This window comes from Methylophaga sp., assembly GCF_030651745.1.
This window is the reverse complement of the sequence record NZ_JAUSCC010000147.1, coordinates 39,559-59,110: the sequence shown is the minus strand read 5'-3', so window position 1 is coordinate 59,110 and position 19,552 is coordinate 39,559. Positions and strand designations below refer to the sequence as shown.

Sequence of the window (19,552 nt, the reverse complement as noted above, 5' to 3'; positions counted from 1 at the left end):
CGATTGTTTTCACGCCTGGTTGGAGTTGGCGTACCTGTTCCGGAGGAACTGCCCTAAATCGTCCCAGTGACGTGTTCAAGAGGAGAATTAAATGAGCATATTTGAAGAAAGAGAGTCTGCGATCCGCGCCTATTGCCGGGTATATCCGGTAGTGTTTGATACTGCGATCAATGCAAGGCAGACCGATGAAAACGGCAAGCAATATATCGATTTCTTTGCCGGTGCCGGTGTATTGAATTTCGGCCATAACAATCAGCGTATGACCAAAGCCGTGGTGGATTACATTCAATCTAATGGCGTAACGCACAGCCTTGATATGCATACCACCGCCAAACGGCAGTTTATGCAGCACTTCACCGATACCATACTCAAACCACGCAATATGCCGCATAAAATGCAGTTTATGGGGCCGACCGGCACCAATGCTGTTGAAGCCGCAATGAAACTGGCCAGACGGGTGACCGGACGTCAGGATATCGTTGCCTTCAGTCATGGTTTTCATGGCATGACCTTGGGTGCTTTAAGTGCTACCGCCAATCAATATTTCCGTAATGCGGCCGGTGTGCCATTAAATCATGTCAAACATTTTGCCTTTGGCTGCGAAACCACTTGCCCTGACTGTTCATTGGGCTGTGGCATGAAAAGCATTAAACAGTTACGAGCAATCTATGCCGACAGTTCCAGTGGCATCGCTCCGCCGGCCGCATTTCTGCTGGAAACCATTCAAGCCGAAGGTGGCGTTAAAGTCGCCTCAAAAGAATGGCTACAAGAATTGGAAAAATTGGCAAAAGAAGTGGGGGCATTAATGATCATCGATGATATTCAAGTTGGTGTCGGCCGTACCGGTTCGTTCTTCAGCTTCGATGATCTGGGAATAGATCCGGACATTATCTGTCTTGCCAAAGGCATTGGCGGTATGGGAACCCCGATGGCGATGAATCTGGTGAAACCGGAAATAGATAAACACTGGTCAGCTGGCGAGCACACTGGCACTTTCCGCGGTCAGGACATTTCATTTGTCGCTGGCGATCAGGCACTGACTTACTTTGATGACGATGAGTTGATGAAAGAAGTCCGTGAGAATGGCCATTTAATGGCTGAAGCATTAGCTCCGCTGGCTGAACGCCATTCGGAAGTGAACATCACCGGTAAAGGCATGATTCTGGGACTGGATGTTGGCAATGGCGATAGAGCCAAAGCCATTGTGAATCAGTGTTTTGATGCCGGATTAATGATTGCCAGCTGCGGTACCGGAGGGCGAGTGGTCAAATTGATACCACCACTGACCACGCCACTGTCTGACTTGCAGGAAGGTTTGGATATTCTGGTCGAAGTGACTGATAAGGTCATGCAAATGGAGGAAGCTGCATGAGACATCGTGATGATATGACTTTCCCGTTTGAAGAATATGAACGACGACTTGGCGAATTGCGTGAGCGTATTGCCGAACGGCATATGGATGCGGTGGTGATTTCTGATCCAGAAAACATTATGTATCTGACAGATTATCAAACCACCGGCTATTCGTTCTTTCAGGCGCTGGTAGTGCCGCTGGAAGCTGAACCCTTCATGATCACCCGCAAGCTGGAAGAGTCCAATGTGATTCATCGCACCTGGGTGGAAATCACCCGACCCTATCCAGACACAGGTGATGCCATCCAGATGCTGGTTGATGCACTGCGTGAATTCGGTCTGGATAAAAAGCGTATTGGTTATGAACGTAACAGTTATTTCTTTCCGGCTTATCATCAGGATTGCATTCATAACACATTGACTGACGGTAAATTGCTGGATTGTTTTGGCATCGTTGAAGAAGGTCGAGTCTGTAAGTCATCAATGGAAATTGCCTTGATGCAAAATGCTGCCAGAGCGACTGAAGCCGGCATGCAAGCCGGTATTGATGCTGTGCAGGCAGATGCCACAGAGAATGAAATCGGCGCTGCAATAAGCGCAGCGATGTTTCGTGCTGGTGGTGAGCCACCGGCCGTCATGCCTTATGTGACTTCCGGCCCACGAACTATGATTGGTCATGCCACCTGGGAAGGGCGAATTGTACAACCCGGCGAACATGTGTTTCTGGAAGTCGGTGGTTGCTATCGTCGTTATCACACAGCGATGATGCGTACCGTCGTTCTCGGAGCACTCAGTCCATCGATGTACAAGGCTCAGGAAATTATGAAAATGGCCTTGGATGCAGTGCATAGCAATTTCCAACCGGGTATGACGGTATCAGATGCCGACAATATGATCCGCAATATCATTACCAAAAATGATATCGGTGCGCGGCTGGTGACGCGTTCTGGTTACTCAATTGGCATCGCCTTTCCACCCAGCTGGGATGAAGGCTATATCGTTAGTCTCAAGCAAGGTGAATCAGCCGTACTTAAACCGGGTATGACCTTCCATATCATTCCATGGATGTGGGGAGTTGATGGCGATAAAACATGCGGGATTTCTGACACCATCCACATTACCGAAGATGGTTGCGAGTCGTTTTTCACTATGGACCGGGATTTTGTAGTGAAAGCCGATCAGGGCAAACAAAAGCTCATCTCAGTGGATAAAAATCCTAAAAGCGAAGCGAAAGCCGACAAGCAAATCGAGCGCGCCCAGAATTCCGTCAGTTAATCTATAGAGGTTCTCATGTTAACCACAACCAATCCGTATACCGGTGAAAAAATCGATAGTTTTCCCTGCCTCACTAAAAATGAAATGTATGCCCGTATCGGTGAAGCCAACACAGCTTTTGCCGATTGGAGTGACCGTAGTTTTATTGAGCGTGGCGAGGTATTACATGCTGTAGCCAAACAATTACGTGCTGAAAAACATGATTTGGCACAATTGATGGCATTGGAAATGGGTAAGCCGATTAAAGAAGGTGTGCCCGAAGTTGAAAAAGCCGCTTTTTGTGCGGAATTTTATGCAGATAATGCCGAAAAATTTTTGAGCCGAGAAACCATCGAATCAGATGCGTCACTTAGTTATGTCTGCTATCAGCCATTAGGCACATTGCTTGGCATTCTGCCGTGGAATGCGCCGCTGTGGCTGGCTTTTCGGTATCTGGCACCAGCGTTGATGGCGGGGAATACCTGTGTGATGAAGCATGATCCGCATGTGCCACAAACAGCCCAAGCCATTGCCAATGCCTTTGTCAAAGCCGGTGCACCGGAAAATATTATGGTAAATCTGCCCCTGGAAACCCCAGAGGTCGAATTAGCAATTCGGGATCCACGCATTATGGCTATTTCGTTTACCGGTTCCGGTGGGGCGGGCAGGAAAGTCGCAGAACTGGCAGGCAGTGAAATCAAGCCTTGCGTGTTAGAGCTGGGTGGCTCCGATCCCAGTATTATTCTCGCAGATGCCGATCTGGAAACGGCAGCTGATGTAGTTTGTCTGTCCCGCGTCATTAATGCCGGTCAATCCTGTATTGCCGCCAAACGCATTATTGTCGAGGCTGAAATTTACGATCATTTTGTGGAGCTGCTTAAAACTCGGCTGAGCAAATTGCAACTGGGTGACCCATTGCAGCCCAATACCGATATCGGCCCCATTGCCCGTAAAGATCTGCAATTGAATTTGCACCGACAGGTTGAAGATACCGTCGCCGCAGGTGCCAAATGTTTATTGGGTGGTGAATTGCCTGATACCAAAGGTTTTTTTTATCCAGTGACCTTATTGACCGGGGTGACACCGACGATGTGTGCATTTCGTGAAGAAACCTTTGGCCCGATTATGGCCGTTATTAAAGCAGAAGATCACGAACATGCACTGGAGATGGCCAATGACACCGAATATGGGCTGGGAGCCAGTGTCTGGACTAAAAATAGCGAGTTGGCTCAACATTTAGCCATGCAACTTCAGTCTGGACAGGTCGCGATTAACGGCATTGTCAAAACTGATCCGAGATTACCTAGCGGAGGCATCAAAGGTTCAGGTTATGGCCGGGAACTGGGACCGCATGGAATTCGTGAGTTTGTGAATGCCAAGCAAATCTGGATTAAATAAACCGGCATGCCATTCGCTGGAATGGAAAGCTACATCTCCTCTGCAGAGATATCACCCAATTAAAAAAAGAATCATGGTGATACTGCCAACCAGCACAGCCGACCAGCCAAGCGTGATGACTGTTTCAGGTCTGTAAGTGAACAACATCGCAAGAGCGAATGTGGTTATTGTCAGGATGCCAAACCATAACACCAAGCCGTTACCCACTCCCTGACTGATAATGGCGGCAATAAGTGAAGCCGAAAGCAATAGGCTGGCAATAAGCGGAGAGAGTGAACGCCATTTCATGCGTTGAGAATGTTGTTTTGGTAATTGACGATAATGACGGTCCATATTCATTGCCAGACGGGTCATTCCGGCAAAGGCTAACGATATTGCGCTTAGGGTCGCAAGCAGTGTTGTCATTGAATATTGTCTTTGAGCAAACGGGATCGGAGAGGTCTGGTTGGGGTTGGGGTTGATATAAGCTTCTCTTTATGGTTGTTTTTTACGCGTTGTGCCGCAATCGCAAAAACCAGGCTTAGTCCCAACATAGTCAGATCAAAGCCAGCCAATACCCAGTCTCCAGCCTGCAAACTGTGAATTAAATGACGGTCAGAGGTGATCATGTTGACCAGCGGCACAGCGATAAACAAGCTGGTGGCAAGATAAAGCTGACCGCGCCAAACGGCATGTATGGGGCGACAGGCTGCATAAACAAACATCAAAGACCAGCTTATAAACATGACATGTGCTTCCCAGTCAGCGCGTTGAGCTAATTCGACAGGGAGTAAGCGATTGGCCAGAAAGTAGCAGGCAATAGCGATCGGCAAACCAACGATGGTGGCCACATTGAGTCTTTCAACCAGTTTCAGACCAAGATGTTCAGTATCTCGTTGTTTTTCAAACTTCTGACGGCGTTTTTTTGCCCAGAGAACCAAGCCCGTCGCAATCATCATTGCGCCCAGCAGACCAGAAAAGAAATACAACCAGCGTAGTAATGGGCCTGCAAACAGACCTTCATGCAAGCCCAATAAAACGTCACGGGTAGCTTTTACATTTGTCTCATAAGCATGGCGTATTTCCAGTTGCTCACCGGTGACCCCATCAAATATTAATCGATTACTGCTGCGCAAGGGGCCGGACGCATGGCTGTCAGAGATGATGACTCTTGCATGCTGGTCACCGGGATTTCGGATATCTACCAGCCTAATCTGGTCTTTGCCCAATACTGTTTCGGCCGTGGTTACTAATTTACTTAGCTCGGTAAGTTCAGCCTTTTGACCACTTGAACTCACCTCTGCCGCAGAACTAAAAACCTCCTGATTGAATTGCTGGCGTGCATCGTCTGCAAAACCATAATGCGCCGAGATAATCACCGGTACATAAGCCAACATCATAAACACCAGACCAGAATAGGTAATCATCAGTTGAAAAGGCAGTGACAGCACACTGCTCAGATTATGCAGATCCAGCCAGGAGCGGGATCCTTTGGCCGGACGAAAGGTGAAAAAGTCCTTAAAGATTTTTTTATGAATAATGATGCCGGTAATCAGTGCCAACAACAGAAACATGGTTGCGATGCCGACCACAATATCGCTGATGTTGCGTGACATATAATGCAAACGCCAATGCATCTGGTATAGCAGCTGACCGCCGCCGGTATCTCTGGCGGTGAGCAAAGTATTGTCTTCAGGACTGAACATTCCGCCATGAATGGCACCATCCTGCTGCCATAACACTCTGGGAAAGGGATCGTTACGGTCAAGTGCTCTGACAATCAGCCATCTGTCTGCTGGCAAGCCATTGTTGCTTAGAAAATCTTGTGCCTGACTGATAAATTCGCCGGTATCGGTATTCAGAACGGCAACAGGCAATTCTGGCTGCATCCAGCGATCAATTTCTGTATCGAAATAACCGGCTGTACCGGTAATAAACATAAAATAGAGCAACCAGGCAAATAGCAGCCCGGTCCAGGTATGTAAGCCTGACATGGATTGACGAAAGCTGGTCTTCATCGCATCAGATCACTAAAAACCATGCCAGACTGCCAGTTAAAGCAATTGTGGCTATCAAGCCGATGTAGATCTTGCCAATGCTTTTTTGATGGAAGACCCACAGTGGCACTACGATGAAACAGGCAAAACTCATCAACATTGCCGCTAATGCAGCATCTGCTGTCGAAGAGGTTACTGCGGCTGCCAGAATGATAGATAGGGTTACCCCCAAGACATAGCCGCCAAAGATAGCGGCTATGATGCGGAGCAGTAATGCTATCCAGCGATGGATATTTGAGTTAGCTGTAATTAATGACACAAATATCAGAACTCCAGTCTTACGCCGCCAAATACAGTTCGGGGAGCACCAACGCTGATACGGGTATTGCCGCCCGATGCAACAATATATTTCTCATCGGTCACGTTTTTGACCCCCAGGTCTAAGCGCAATTGCTTAGTGTGTCCAACAGGGAGGTAATACCAGAACCCGGCATCAACCAAGGTATAGTCACCGAGTTTGTAGCTATGCTGGTTATCACCATAACGATTGCTGGCATGGGTGATACCACTGCCAAAGCCCAATCCTCTGAATGCACTCTGTGGATTCTGGAATTCATAACTGGCCCACAGGCTGGCTGTGGTGTTGGGCACATTGCGTGGTCGATTACCATCAGTTGCTTCATTAGTGCTCTCTACCTGGGCATCAAGCATGCCAATTGCACCACGCAGATTGAATCCATCGACTGGGTTGGCGGTCATAGTAAATTCGACACCCTTGGAGGTTAGGCCTCCGACAAGCTCCGGCTCACCATTAACAAATTCAACCACGTTATCTTCACGTAAATCGAATACCGCGCCAGTAATGAAGTAGCGATTATCACTGGAACTCCACTTGACGCCGGCTTCAACCTGTCGGCCTTCACTTGGATCGGAGCGGAGCACACGTTGATCGCCAGAATAAATACTCTGCGGTTCGAACGTATCGGCATAGCTGACATAGAGGTTCAGACCTGGCAGCGTTTCCCAGACCAGACCCACACCTTTGGTCAATTTGCCGCTTCGCCCTGAGTCGCTCTTATTGGTCGTGCCTGCCAGGAGATTATTTTGCTCATTGTTATTACGGAACCGTTCATATCTCAAACCAACATCCAGCGTCAGTTTGTCGGTTAATAAGATATCCATGGCAGAAAAGAAACCATGAGATCTAACGTTGGTTTCACTTGCGCTATAGCTATTGGGTGTATTGATATCATTGATTAAGGTAAACGAATCAGGATCAAATACCGTTCCGCCTATTTGATTGCTGCCACTGGCGTTTTTCCACTTCTGATTAAACTCACGATATTCGATACCGGTTGCCAGTTGAACCGGCACGATGCTGTCGATCTCGCCAATCAATTGCGAGCGGATAAATTTATGAACAACTTCACTATCACTGTTTTTAATGACTCTTCTTGCCAGCACATTGTCAGCAAGACCGGAATCTGGTCCCACAGCAGAAACTTCAGCTTTGATATCCTCGCTGGTTTCCCGACTGTAGAACAGCTTGTTAACAACTTTCCATGCTGGATTAGCTAATGGAACGACGATATTAAGTTCGAGATGATTTACCTCGGAGTCACGCTCATTCGGGATATTGCCATCGTATCGAGTCTTGTGAGAGACATCGGCTATCTGGCGTTTTGAGTCGCCGACCGGGATGGTAATCAGGCCACGGTCAACTTCACGGCGGTCCCGGGTGTATTCATGGTTCAGACTGACCAGCCAGCCCGTGTCATCCTGCCAGAGTAGTGAAGAAGACAAAAACTGGCGATCTACTTTAGTATCACGAAAGGTATCGCTGTCTTCCAGGGATCCGGTCAAGCGATAGGCCAGATTCTCGCTGTCGTCGATTGGACCTGTGAGATCAATAACTCCACGACGCTGACCATGTTCATCAAATGTGGTTGAGATTGAACCTTCACGTTGGAACTTCGGTTGTTTGGTTTCGATATTAACAATACCGCCTGGCGACATGCGGCCGATATCTGCCACCGGCCCTTTGATGATCTGCACATTATCGATAGTAGCCGGATCCACGCGGCTGGAGTTTCCAGATGGCACGCCATTGCGATAGACATTGTCATTACGTTCGAAACCGCGGATCAGGGTATGTTCACGTGTACCACCGAAACCATCTGCAACGGCCATATTAGGTGAAAAACGAAAAGTATCAGCCATTTCACGCGCCTGCTGGTCGAGCATAAGCTGTTCAGGAATCACGTCAATACTGCGCGATACCTTGTCCAGGCTTTTGGGCAGTCTCATTGCCGTGTCGGCATAACGACTTTCATAGCGTGACTGAGGTGTGCCAATAACTGATAAAGCACCCAGTTGGTATGAACTATCCTCATTCTGCATAAGTGAGGATTCTGGCAATGGTTCGCGAATTGGTTGCAGCACATAGTTGTTATTGTCTCGAATGAACTCGATATCACTGTTTTTCAGCAATTCCTGCAACCCAGACTCAGCAGTGTGTTCACCTTCTAGTCCAAAACTTTGAATTCCCTCTATTAATTGAGCATCTGCCGACAGCAAAATCCCAGCCTGAGCAGCAAACTTGCTGAGCGTGCTGGAAAGTGGGCCAGCAGGGATACCGTAATATTTTGTTTCTGCGTAGCTAAATGCTGAAAAGCTTAATAAAGTCAAAATGAGTAAACCACTTAAAAGTTGCCGATGAGCCATTGATGCGAGCTTTACTGTTTTAGTCATGAAGGTATCCGTGTTCCCAGAAAGAAAAAAAGCTATTCATGGGTTACGCCGAACAACTCGCAAAAAAGTGAAACGATTTATAACTTTTTGTAATATCACCTAGAGTCTTCTAGGACCTGTTTTCTGAAAATTAAAGAAAATCTCAGCGTTAGTTTTGTGCAGATAAACATAATTGGTTAACGTCGCGAATCCACCCGCCAAATTTTCTCATTTACCTGCCAGAAATTTACCGGCAGAGATGATTCTATGGCACTGATGATCTGATATGTATCACTCAAGGGGTAGGCTCCAACCAGTTTGAGATCACTGATGTCGTTGGAACAGATAATGTTGCCTTGTCGATATCGGTTCAGCTCAGAAACAAAATCACATAAAGGCATGTTATCGGCGATTAATATTCCGCTGGTCCATGCTTCTCGGCTGTGATCTGCATCAAGCTCAGATTCAATAATCCTATTTTCATCAAATAGTCCTTGTCGGCCGGCAGTGATCACAGTGGTTGAATTTGCTTTATGAGGTTGAATTTTTACTGCTCCTTCAAATACATTCAGCTCAGTTGTTTGATTAAGATGCCGCACGGTAAATCGGGTGCCGATGGGTGTAAGCCGTCCGTCGGCAGTATCGATTACCATTGGTCTGGCTGGCTGGATATTGTCGGGGGCAGTAGTGACCATGATTTCACCTGAAGTCACCACAATTCTTCGAAGTTTTTCGCTATAAACTGTTCTGACGCGAGTATTGGTGTTCAGCGTGATTGTGGTGCCATCATGCAGTTTAATGGTGTTGATTTCACCAATCGCCGTTTGATAGTGAATTTCTGAAGAAGCAATGAGGTTGGGGGTGAGCTGGTACCAACCAACAGCGGCTACAAAGCACACAAAACAAAAAATAAACAAGTTCTGCACTATTACAGCAGATAATTTTGTACGTTTTGTTTTTGCCAATAATGCTCGTGTTGCCTGGCTATCTGAACGATCTTTTAATTTTTGAAATGATCCAGAAACCTGTTCAATCTGTATCCAGGCCTGTCTGTGCAACGCATCAGCCATGAGCCATTCCTGCCAAAGATTTTCATCTTCCTTGTTGACTTCACCCGATTGCAATACGGCAAACCAGTCTGCGGCTTGCATCAAAATAGTGTCATTTAGTGAATTAGCTGATTTGCTGCTCATTTGTCTGCAGACAGATTGATAATTCGTAAGCATTGCAACATGGCCTGTGACATATAGTTTTTTATAGTTCTTTCCGACACGGCAAGTTTTAAGCTTATTTGTTTATAGGTCAGGCCATCGAGTTGTGATAATAAAAATGCCTGACGTACTGGCGAGGACAAGGTATCCAGCATGGAATCGATTTGTAGTAAGGTTTCTATGATTTCGGCGCGTTGTTCTTCGGAGGGATAGGTAAATTCAGGGAGAGTGGCTAACGCTTCAAGATAAGCCCGTTCCAGCTTTTGACGACGCCAGATATCGTTGACCAGACCATGAGCAATAGTAGTGAGATAGGCTCTGGGTTCCCGCAATTGAGACAGCTCATCGCGTTTGAGTAACACCCTGACAAAGATACTCTGAATTACATCATAGGCTTGCTCATCACAATCGAGTTTTCGTTTTAACCAACGATGCAGCCAGCTTCGATGTTCTTGATACAGTGTGGCCACCGGATCGGAATCATAGACATGGCCGTTGCTCAAGGTCTGCTCCATAAATAGTAATGAGAATGTTTCTCATTATTTATTAAGAGTGAAAGACTGTCAATTTTAGGATCTGCTGTTATTCCATTGCCACATTAGATCGAGCTCGCTATACACGAATAATCTTTATGGTGATTCAGTTCAGTTTTGCAGTAAATTAGCGTTGCTTAATTTGCGATGCCAGCTGTACGGCCAGTTTATCCAGATTGCTGCCCAAAGCTCGAACCAGAGCGGGGTAGCCGTCGGAGGCCAGAGTGGTTTCAATGTTGAATGGTGCAATAACCAGCAGATTTCCCTGACTATCCTGGAGTTGCCATTGTCCACTGGTTATAGCTTTGCCATTAAAATGCCCTTGAAACTGTTCAATTTCCAGCTGTAGCGTCAATGTATCCTGTTTCAAGCCACGACTATCCGAAACCACCAGCCGATCCGGAAGCTGTGAACTCAACCGATTACGTAAGCCACGGCGAATTTGTTGCGCCAGATTTTCTGCCCAAAGATTTTCCCGTGCCTGATGCAGGGTAATATCATCCAGTTGCAGCACAATGCGATCACTGTCGAGAAATTCCGCCAGACGGATGGAGCCGATGACCAACACCTGTTCAGCACTAGTTGAAACCTGTGATGTGGTTTGTGCCGTTTCCGGCAGGTTATACCGCTCGGTAGTGACAGGTTTACCGGCGCAAGCCAACAGACTCAGTAGCAGCAGTGCGCTAAATAACGATTTAAAGAATGTTAATAACATGGGGCATCCTGATTATTCAGTCGGGGCTCTGGGTAAGGGATCGCTGCTGTTTCGACGATCAAAAATCAATGCATTGGGCTGTTCGCTCAAAGTCCGGGCAACGGGTTGAATATCACGCAGTAACTTTTCCAGTCGTTGCAAAGTGCCGGTCATCTCCTGATAGGCCGAAGAGTCCGGTGACAACCCTTGAAGAGTGGTACGTATTTCCGCCAGTGTCTGATTAATGTTTGCCGGTATTTCCTGTGTTTCTGAAGCATTGACCAAAGTTTGAATGCTGCCAGTCAGATCTCGGATTTCGTTGAGCATGGTTTCTGAGCTTTCCAGCGTTCGATCCATACTGGTTAATATTGGTTCAACTTCCAGCTGATTCAGTTTGTCCAGCAAATTAGAGACTTTTTGTTCTATTTGAGCCAGACCGGTCGAGGTGGTTGGCATCACCGGCAGTCCTTCAAATTTTCTGGCAACAAACTCAACCGATTCGTCACGCTGGAAATTAAGATCGACAAATAATGAACCGGTCAGCAGATTACCTGATTTTAACGTCGCTTTTAAACCGGCATTAAGCATCCGGTCAAAGCGGGCTTTCCATTCTTCAAGATTTACTTTTTCATTACTGCCCAGTCGTTGTGGCTCTAGGCGAATCAATACAGGAATTGCAAAACCGCTCTGTGCATTGCGTTCAGGCGAAGTAAATTTCCAAGGCACACTCGAAACAGTACCGATACGTATACCCCGGAATTCAACAGGCGCACCTTTGGAAAGTCCACGGACGGTATCCTCAATCAACAATACATATTCCAGATATTGGGTGTAGGCTTCCTGACGGGCACTTTCTTCATCACCATATAAAATAAATGTGCTGTCGGCTTCAGCGGGAGCGCCAACCGGTAAGTCTTCGAGCACACCAAAAGTGACGCCACCACCTAATAAAGCCTCAAGTGAAGCAATATTGACCTTGAACCCTTCGGAGTCTAACTTTAAATCCACGCCACTGGCCGACCAGAAACGAGTACTTTCGGTGACCAGCACATCGTAAGGACTTTCGATAAATAACTGGTGACGCATTTCACGGCGTTCACTATCAAATTCGGCGCTTTCAACCCGGCCAACATTAAACCCCTGATAATTGACAGGATCACCAACACGCAATGAATTACCTAGCTGGCTAATTAAGCTTATTCGTAAGCCCTTGGCCCCTAGTGTCGAGAGGGGGGGTTGTTCAAGAACAGCAAATTCTCGTTCGCTGATATCACTGCTACCTGGCTGTAATTGAATAAAGGCACCGGAAAGCACGGTATTCAATCCACTGATGCCTTCACGGCCAATACGTGGTTTAACCACCCAGAAGCGGGAATCTTCAACCAGCATCGGCTCTGCCTCGGGATTGATACGCGCAATGATTAAGGTGTGGGTTAAATCATCGGATAAACGAACCTGTTCCACCTGACCAATATCAACATTGCGGGTTTTTATCATGGTCTTACCGGCTTCGATACCTTCGGCATTGGCCATGGTTAGGGTGATTCTTGGCCCGATCCGTGTGTAATTGTCATATATCAGCCATATTCCAATCAGTAAGGCCACAATTGGCACAATCCAGATCGGTGAAAACCGGGATTGTTTACCAGATCTGGCTTTGTGCAGATCGGTTGGTTTTTCTTCACTGGTGACGGGGGCATCACTCATTTATGGTTTCCTTGGACGGCTGTTTCAGTGCTGTTTGGGGCGAGTCCCAAATCAACCGTGGATCAAAGGTCATCGCCGCTAACATAGTGAGTATCACAACTGCACCAAACGCTAATGCAGCCGGACCGGGTGTAATCGACATGAGATTACCGGCTCTGATTAATGCCACCAGTATAGCGACTACAAATAAATCTACCATGGACCAACGGCCAATAAATTCAGTTACCCGATATAGTTTGGTTCTTGCATTCGCTGTCAGTTCGTTACTTTTCTGTACCACAATAGATAGCCAGATTAACGCCAGTATTTTGCCCACCGGGACGACGATACTGGCGAAAAAAATCACGGCGGCGATCGGCCACGATCCTTTTTGCGATAATTCAATCACCCCCCCAATGATGGTGGAGGGATTACTTTGTCCCAATAATGTTGTGGTCATGATCGGATAAACGTTGGCAGGAATATACATCACGATAGCCGCGGCCAAAAGTGCCCAGGTTCGCTGCAAACTATGCGGTAAACGTAAATGTAAAGGTTCGCCACAACGTCGGCAGTGACCATGACCGATATCTGAAACTTCGTTAATGAGTCCACAGGTGGAACAACCTGCCAAGCTTTGAGATGCAGCAGTTTCTCCGGTGCGGATACCTTTAGGAGCCTGTGGCTCTCCCGCCAGTGAAAACCACATCCAATCAGCGTCAATTGAGCGGGTAGTCATCAATAGCAAAATAGCAAAAGCACAAAACGCCCAGAACGACACGCCTAATACAATCTGTGCCATACCGGCAATTTTAATCAGACTGACCAACGCCGCGATAATAAACACATCGGCCATCATCCAGGGATTCAAGTGGGTGAGCGAACGGGCAATGCCCCGACTGAATGGAAAGGGGGCTGCACGTAACAAACCCAGTTGCAGCCATATCACACCGCATAGATAGACCGCAGGCAACACAATGATGGTTAATGCAACAATGATCGCCACCAACGGCTGATGAAAACCAATCATGCTGGTGGCGGTTTGAGTGAGTTCGATGTTGTTGCCAATACCTCTGGCTTCAAAACTGACAAACGGAAATGAAATTGCCAGAATCAAGGCAATTAAGGCACTGATGGCTAAAGCCATGCTGCGTTGGGCGGGGCGAAAATGTCGACGTACCAAAATATGACCACAGCGGGGGCAGGTGGCATGTTCGCCGCCCCGAAGTGCTGGCAAAACCACTACCCAGTCACACTCATGACAAGCACGCATTCTTCGTAGTGAAATACGGCTTTCCGGTGAGGAAGGAGCAATATCAGCAGGGATATTTTCGACTGTAGCGGGCTGCTTCAAATCAGTTTTCCGTGACGTTGTTCGAGAAAGGAAAGGTGATAGCTGGCATTATACGCATTGGCAATAGATATGTTGGGTATCAGTAGACAGATGTTAAATACCGTTCTTTTGATATGACATTTAATTAAAAACGATGTTCATTTATTGCCACAGGGTGGTTCATTGAAGCACCCAAATACCGAAAAGGATGTTGGTTAACAAATCCCCGCATCCGCTGATATTAAACTTTTAAGGAGTATAAGAAAGTGAGAGATGTTCTGTTTTTTGATTCTATGTTAACGCCAAAAATTATTACATTGGTTTATTGGCTGCTGCTGTTTTTTGCGATTGTTTCTGGACTCGGAGCAATGTTTAGCGGCTTTGGCGGAGTAACCTTTGGCAAATTCGTTATGGGATTGGGCATAATTATTGGTGGTGCTGTGGGGGCACGAATCTGGTGTGAACTGCTTATTGTGTTATTCAAAATTCACGAAAACATCAAAAAAGTAGCGGACAAGTAAATCACACAAAAAAGGGCTCGTTTAGAGCCCTTAACTTTTTGTCACTATGCTATCGAAGTGTCAGACTTTTTTTACAAACTGCGATTTAAGTTTCATCGCACCGATGCCATCAATTTTGCAATCAATATCATGATCGCCATCCACCAGACGGATGTTTTTGACTTTGGTACCGACTTTTACTACCAAAGATGAGCCTTTCACTTTCAGATCTTTGATGACCGTTACGGTGTCGCCATCCTGTAAAACATTACCGTTGGCATCGATAATCTCATTTGAGGCTTCGCCCTTGTCCATCACCTGATCGGCTGACCATTCATAAGAGCATTCCGGGCAAATCAGAATATTGCCATCCTGATAGGTATATTCAGAATCACACTTCGGACAATTGGGTAAATCACTCATTTCAAACCTCATGGTACGTTGGCATAGCGCGATATAGTACGCCAGAAGCCATTTTTTTGCTGATAAAAAGAAGTTTAAAACAGCAGAGTCATTTTCTAAAAAACATTGTCCATGTTATTTTTGATAACTATTTTAGTTGGTGTGTTTGTATGCCTGTTGTAGCTGAAGGATATCCAGTTTGTTCATCGACAGTAATGCCGACATGACTGCCGGAGCGCGCTGTTTATCCTGCAACATTTTATCCAGCATAGCCGGCACAATCTGCCAGCACACGCCGAACTGATCCTGTACCCAGCCGCATTGCAATGTCATGCCACCATTGACTAACAGTCTCTCCCAAAGCCTATCTATCTCGGCCTGATTTTCACAGCTGACCAACAATGACAGAGCATGATTAAAGGCCACATCCGTACCACCATTCAACGCAATAAACTGCTGTCCTTCAATCTGAAAAGTAATCGACAGCAATGAACCTGCAGGGCCTGGACCCGCGCTGTTGTAATACAGCCGATCCACTTCCTCACCGCCAAATACCGACAAATAAAACGTAACGGCTTGCTGGGCATTGTCGTTGAACCACAGGCAGGGCGTGATTTTTTGCATCTCAGCCACCTTGACCGCCACTGCTGTTTCTCTCGGTTTGCAATTCACGCACCGGACGGATTTCAATACTGCCATAACGGGCCGGTGGAATATTGCCAGCCAGTTGAATGGCCTCATTGATATCGCGAGCTTCCAGTAAATAAAACCCGGCCAGTTGTTCTTTGGTTTCGGCAAACGGACCATCAGTCACCGTGACCTTGCCATTGCGAACCCGCAACGTGGTAGCGGTTTCAACTGATTGCAATGCATGGCCATCAAGCATATGGCCACTGTTTTGCAGTTTTTCACCACAGGCCATACATTCCTGATTCAGGTTGTCCCATTCCTGCTGGGTCATCGCGTTCATAATATTTTCCTGGTAATACACCAAAGCCAGATATTTCATCTCACTCTCCTTAGGGTCTGTTGACCTTATAGATACCATTTTTTTGGGGGGGGTATTTTTACAAGATACATTGGCCACAATTAATCATCCACGGTGTACCAAACCTATCGACCAGCATGCCAAACCGTTTGGCCCAGAACGTCGGTTCAAAGGGCATCTGTACCATGCCGTTCTCAGCCAGTTGATTAAAGATGGTTTCCGCCTGCTGTTCATCTTCAAAAGCAATCTGCACATGAAAGCCTTGTGGTTTTTCAAACATGCCGGGCGGACAGTCTGATCCCATTAACATCCAATTGCCGACTTGCAGAGAGACATGCATGATTTTGTCAGTAAACTCGGCAGGCACTTCCTCTGCCATTGGTGATTCAGCTCCAGTCATTATCATCACAATATCGCCACCCAACACCTCGGCATAAAACTCAAACGCTTCACGGCAATTGCCATCAAATAACAGATAAGAGCTGGTGGACAGCGGTTGTTTACGGAGTTTTTGGTCAAGATCAATATGTTTCTGTAGCCCAGGTCCATCAGCAAAATCGCTCATTTCATAAAGCTGTCTGAGTTCCAGTTCAACATTGCCATCAGCATCTTCTTTCGGCCAGCGTTTGACCCAGTCCAGCGCTTCCTGTTTGGAGTTGACTTCAATAATGGTAAAGCCAGCCAATAATTCTTTGGTTTCGGTAAACGGACCATCGGTGATGATTGGTTTGCCCTGCTGGAATTTAATACGTGCTCCATCCGCAGACGGTTTTAAACCTTCACCGGTTCGTAATATGCCTGCCTGCGCCAGTTGCATATTGTAGTCACCCATCGCGGATAACAACGCCTCACTGGGCATTACGCCATTTTCAGTATCTTTATCGGCCTTGCGTAAAATCATAAATTTCATTTTGGTCTCCTTACCATGATGTTTCGGGTGTCAGATGGAACATGGCGGTTCCGGTTGTCATATCAAAAGGCAATGAAAAATGCTCGTGAACAATCAGCCATTTGCCGTCACGCTTTTGATATACCTGTGTTCCACGGATCCAGCCGACTTGTTCTTCACCGGTTTTATTATCCTTACCACCACATTGATTAAGGAAAAAACACACGGCAAGCTCACCATCCACTTTGATATCAATCTGGCCGATTTCAAATTTAGTCATGCTGCACATCTGTAAGCAGTTTTGCCAGTGCGCCTGATACTTGCTGCGATTGGTAAATTGCAATTCAGCAATCGCATCAAATGCCCGGACATCTTCGGCATAACAAGGCATGATTTTTTCAAGATTCTGGCTGAGAACGGCCTGTTTCCAGTTTTCCAGTTGTTGTTCAACTTCAGTTTTCGCGTTCATTTATCTCTCCTGTTTAAAAGGCTCATAGGTGAGCCTTATTAAGTAGTCGAATGAAAAATTACTAAATCGACAGCAAGGAAATAATTTTTGAATAAAACCGATTTTACCGCTAGGACGGAGCGGGAAGTTCAGCTAACCGCCGTTGCAGAAAACGCTGTTCAGGGACTTGTTGAGTTAACGCAAGCGCCTGCTGATAGGCCAGACGTGCTGTATCAAATTGTTGCAGCCGTCGACATAAGTCAGCTTTGGCAGCATAAATCAGGTGATAGTGATTAAGCTCACCCTGCATCAGCAATGCCTCGATGAGGTTTAAGCCAACTCCCGGTCCTTCGAACATCGCGATCGCCACTGCCTGATTCAATCTGATAACGGGGGAATCGTTATATTGCAATAGCGCATCATAGAGCCCCACTATCTGTTGCCAATCGGTCTGCTCAAAGGACTTGGCTTCTGCATGCACGGCAGCAATAGCAGCCTGTATGGTAAACGGGCCAAATCGTTGGCTTGCCAAAGCCTGGAGCACCAGCTCGCAGCCTTGCACAATCTGTTGTTGATCCCATAAATCACGGTTCTGATCTTCCAGTGTAATCAGTTCGCCATTGGCATCCACCCGAGCGTGTCGTCTTGAGTCTTGCAACAACATCAATGCCAACAAGCCCGTTACTTCCGGTTCTGGTAACAATTGTTTTAATAATCTGCCAAGGCGGATCGCTTCGCTGGCTAAATCATGTTTAACCAGCAGATCACCATTGCTGGCGGAGTAGCCCTCATTGAATACCAGGTAAATGACCTGTAATACGGATTGCAGTCGTTCAGGCAATTGTTCTGCTGCTGGCACTTCATAAGGAATAGCGGCTTCACGGATTTTATTTTTGGCGCGGACAATGCGTTGTGCCAGCGTGCTGGGCTTTTGTAAAAATGCCCGGGCCACTTCTTCAGTGGTCATGCCGCAGACTTCTCGTAAAGTCAGTGCCAGTCTTGCTTCTTCAGCCAATGCCGGGTGGCAACAGGTAAATATCAGCCGTAATTGATCGTCTTCAATCTGCTGCTCATCAAACGTTGTTTCTTCTGCGGCCAATTCATCGATCACCGTATCCAGCGAATGATCAAAGCGTTTCTGTCGCCTGAGTTGATCGATGGCTTTAAAGCGAGCCGTGGATATCAGCCAAGCTCGTGGATTATCTGGAACACCATCCATTTCCCATTTCTGCAGGGCAATTGCAAAGGCCTCATGCATGGCTTCTTCGGCCAAATCAAAATCACCCAGCAAACGAATCAATGTGCTGAGAATCTGGCGTGATTCTGTTTGGTAAATCCGATCGAGCAACAGTTTCATTTATGCATTTTTAGGCTGGTCTTGTTTAACCTAACCGACCTTTTACAGATTTTATAAAAGCTTGTTGAATCGGCAAATCACCTTGATACAACTCTTCAATTTGATTAACCGTTTCAGAATGATCCAGACATTGAACAATGCAGGCGGCCACATCAGCTCGGGAAATAAACTGCTGCTGTTCATCAGCGGGACGAGTGGTGGTAATTTTGCCGGTTAACGGGCCATCAGTTAGTCTGCCGGGACGTAAAATGGTGTAGGGCAGATGACTTTCCATAAGGTGTTTATCGGCGAAATGCTTACAAATGTTGTAATGCTTGATGGCGGGGGTGCCATGTTCCGGATCGCCAGCATCGCGGGAACTGACCATAACAAACTGTTTAATATCGTGCTGCTTGGCTTTGTCGATGGCTTTGCAGGCGCCCCATAAATCCACCAGAATGGTTTTATCGGCACCAGTTTTACCTCCTGAACCGGCGGTAAACACGACTTTATCGCAACCAGAAAAGACGTCATCTGACAGTTCATTTTCCAGATCTGCAATCACTACTTCGACGCCTAACTTTTCAAACTCGGCTGCTTGTTCTGCTTTACGTAGCATGACTTTAACCGGCAGTTGTTGTTCGGCCATCATCTGAACCAACAATTTGCCAATTTGGCCATTTGCGCCGATGACAAGGGTCTGTTTCTCTTGCATGTTTATCTCCTGTGATTGAAACACGGGACGATCTGAGGGTAATTAGAAACCCTCGGAACATGAGAACAGAGTACGTCGAGTATCAAGCAGAACTCAAGAGCGGGGA

Annotated in this window: 20 protein-coding genes; 4 read left to right on the top strand and 16 right to left on the bottom strand. The window is 46.7% G+C overall.

What is annotated here, in order from left to right:
- Positions 1 to 91: 91 nt before the first annotated feature.
- From Q7V21_RS17180 to Q7V21_RS17170, 3 genes are read left to right on the top strand one after another with little or no spacing between them, the layout of a single operon-like run.
- Complete coding sequence (locus tag Q7V21_RS17180; RefSeq protein WP_304918454.1) at positions 92 to 1,372, top strand: aspartate aminotransferase family protein; 1,281 nt, start codon at positions 92 to 94, stop codon at positions 1,370 to 1,372.
- On the top strand, positions 1,369 to 2,628 hold the full coding sequence (gene doeA, locus Q7V21_RS17175) for an ectoine hydrolase (protein WP_304918453.1): 1,260 nt from the start codon (positions 1,369 to 1,371) through the stop codon (positions 2,626 to 2,628). Before Q7V21_RS17180 ends, doeA begins: the two co-directional genes overlap by 4 nt.
- Before the next feature lie 15 nt (positions 2,629 to 2,643).
- Positions 2,644 to 4,005, top strand: a complete 1,362-nt coding sequence (locus Q7V21_RS17170) for an NAD-dependent succinate-semialdehyde dehydrogenase (RefSeq protein ID WP_304918452.1) — start codon at positions 2,644 to 2,646, stop codon at positions 4,003 to 4,005.
- A gap of 51 nt (positions 4,006 to 4,056) precedes the next feature.
- Here the strand turns inward: Q7V21_RS17170 and Q7V21_RS17165 are convergent, their stop codons facing one another.
- The 9 genes from Q7V21_RS17165 to Q7V21_RS17125 form a co-directional block, all read right to left on the bottom strand.
- Positions 4,057 to 4,410 carry a DUF3325 domain-containing protein gene (locus Q7V21_RS17165; RefSeq protein ID WP_304918451.1) on the bottom strand — a complete coding sequence of 118 codons (354 nt, stop codon included), beginning with the start codon at positions 4,408 to 4,410 and terminating at the stop codon, positions 4,057 to 4,059.
- A complete protein-coding gene (locus tag Q7V21_RS17160; RefSeq protein WP_304918450.1) occupies positions 4,407 to 6,002 on the bottom strand; it encodes a PepSY domain-containing protein in 1,596 nt (531 codons plus the stop codon). The genes Q7V21_RS17165 and Q7V21_RS17160 overlap by 4 nt, the downstream gene beginning before the upstream one ends.
- Before the next feature lie 4 nt (positions 6,003 to 6,006).
- The gene (locus tag Q7V21_RS17155; protein ID WP_304918449.1) at positions 6,007 to 6,300 is read right to left on the bottom strand and encodes a hypothetical protein; all 294 of its coding nucleotides are present in this window, start codon (positions 6,298 to 6,300) and stop codon (positions 6,007 to 6,009) included.
- Positions 6,301 to 6,305: 5 nt separating this feature from the next.
- A complete protein-coding gene (locus Q7V21_RS17150; protein ID WP_304918448.1) occupies positions 6,306 to 8,732 on the bottom strand; it encodes a TonB-dependent receptor in 2,427 nt (808 codons plus the stop codon).
- A 176-nt stretch (positions 8,733 to 8,908) separates the two neighbouring features.
- Positions 8,909 to 9,904, bottom strand: a complete 996-nt coding sequence (locus Q7V21_RS17145; RefSeq protein WP_304918447.1) for a FecR domain-containing protein — start codon at positions 9,902 to 9,904, stop codon at positions 8,909 to 8,911.
- Positions 9,901 to 10,437: a sigma-70 family RNA polymerase sigma factor gene (locus Q7V21_RS17140; protein ID WP_304918446.1), complete on the bottom strand. Its 537-nt coding sequence runs from the start codon at positions 10,435 to 10,437 to the stop codon at positions 9,901 to 9,903. Before Q7V21_RS17140 ends, Q7V21_RS17145 begins: the two co-directional genes overlap by 4 nt.
- A gap of 145 nt (positions 10,438 to 10,582) precedes the next feature.
- Complete coding sequence (locus Q7V21_RS17135; protein WP_304918445.1) at positions 10,583 to 11,170, bottom strand: membrane integrity-associated transporter subunit PqiC; 588 nt, start codon at positions 11,168 to 11,170, stop codon at positions 10,583 to 10,585.
- 12 nt (positions 11,171 to 11,182) lie between these two features.
- A complete protein-coding gene (pqiB, locus tag Q7V21_RS17130; protein WP_304918444.1) occupies positions 11,183 to 12,856 on the bottom strand; it encodes an intermembrane transport protein PqiB in 1,674 nt (557 codons plus the stop codon).
- Positions 12,849 to 14,189, bottom strand: a complete 1,341-nt coding sequence (locus tag Q7V21_RS17125; protein ID WP_304918443.1) for a paraquat-inducible protein A — start codon at positions 14,187 to 14,189, stop codon at positions 12,849 to 12,851. Before Q7V21_RS17125 ends, pqiB begins: the two co-directional genes overlap by 8 nt.
- Positions 14,190 to 14,434: 245 nt before the next feature.
- Here Q7V21_RS17125 and Q7V21_RS17120 point away from each other — a divergent pair, with 245 nt between their 5' ends.
- Positions 14,435 to 14,689 carry a DUF4282 domain-containing protein gene (locus tag Q7V21_RS17120; RefSeq protein ID WP_304918442.1) on the top strand — a complete coding sequence of 85 codons (255 nt, stop codon included), beginning with the start codon at positions 14,435 to 14,437 and terminating at the stop codon, positions 14,687 to 14,689.
- Between the two features lie 60 nt (positions 14,690 to 14,749).
- Here the strand turns inward: Q7V21_RS17120 and Q7V21_RS17115 are convergent, their stop codons facing one another.
- From Q7V21_RS17115 to Q7V21_RS17085, 7 genes are all read right to left on the bottom strand, one after another.
- Positions 14,750 to 15,091 carry a zinc ribbon domain-containing protein YjdM gene (locus tag Q7V21_RS17115; RefSeq protein WP_304918441.1) on the bottom strand — a complete coding sequence of 114 codons (342 nt, stop codon included), beginning with the start codon at positions 15,089 to 15,091 and terminating at the stop codon, positions 14,750 to 14,752.
- Between the two features lie 132 nt (positions 15,092 to 15,223).
- A complete protein-coding gene (locus Q7V21_RS17110) occupies positions 15,224 to 15,694 on the bottom strand; it encodes a VOC family protein (protein WP_304918440.1) in 471 nt (156 codons plus the stop codon).
- Between the two features lies 1 nt (position 15,695).
- Positions 15,696 to 16,079 carry a YciI family protein gene (locus Q7V21_RS17105; RefSeq protein ID WP_304918439.1) on the bottom strand — a complete coding sequence of 128 codons (384 nt, stop codon included), beginning with the start codon at positions 16,077 to 16,079 and terminating at the stop codon, positions 15,696 to 15,698.
- 58 nt (positions 16,080 to 16,137) lie between these two features.
- The gene (locus Q7V21_RS17100) at positions 16,138 to 16,968 is read right to left on the bottom strand and encodes a YciI family protein (RefSeq protein WP_304918438.1); all 831 of its coding nucleotides are present in this window, start codon (positions 16,966 to 16,968) and stop codon (positions 16,138 to 16,140) included.
- A 10-nt stretch (positions 16,969 to 16,978) separates the two neighbouring features.
- Positions 16,979 to 17,416 (bottom strand): nuclear transport factor 2 family protein, encoded by a 438-nt coding sequence (locus tag Q7V21_RS17095; protein WP_304918437.1) that lies wholly within the window; start codon positions 17,414 to 17,416, stop codon positions 16,979 to 16,981.
- A 109-nt stretch (positions 17,417 to 17,525) separates the two neighbouring features.
- Complete coding sequence (locus Q7V21_RS17090) at positions 17,526 to 18,752, bottom strand: RNA polymerase sigma factor (RefSeq protein ID WP_304918436.1); 1,227 nt, start codon at positions 18,750 to 18,752, stop codon at positions 17,526 to 17,528.
- A 25-nt stretch (positions 18,753 to 18,777) separates the two neighbouring features.
- Entirely contained in the window at positions 18,778 to 19,446 is a 669-nt protein-coding gene (locus Q7V21_RS17085; protein ID WP_304918435.1) for an SDR family oxidoreductase, read from the bottom strand.
- Positions 19,447 to 19,552 lie beyond the last annotated feature (106 nt).